Source organism: Rhizobium sp. SVR5-9E (genome assembly GCF_056755095.1).
Genome location: NZ_JBNDHS010000727.1, coordinates 1 through 237 on the forward strand (window position 1 = coordinate 1; position 237 = coordinate 237).

Consider the following 237-nt stretch of genomic DNA (forward strand, 5'->3'; position numbering starts at 1 on the left):
GTTGAAACCTTAAAAGGCAGTTTCATCATATTGTCCATTGCCAGAACTTTCAATGCTCCGGATCCTATTCCCAACAGCCCGGACATGGCACCGGCAAACATCATCATAAAAAATCCGGGAACTGTATTTCTAGCCGAGTAGCTTTTTAAAACACCTTTATCAGGGAAGGTTCCGTATAGCTTTAATTTTTCCTCCAGACTTCCTTTAATCAAAGGCTCCTGATGGTCTGGCTTTCCT

Annotated in this window: 1 protein-coding gene; it reads right to left on the bottom strand. The window is 42.6% G+C overall.

The genetic code is table 11. The annotated features are described in order from the left end of the window. Positions 1–237, bottom strand: a 237-nt coding sequence (locus tag ACPYOJ_RS36745; RefSeq protein WP_481420597.1) for a hypothetical protein, incomplete at both ends; no start/stop codon positions are given.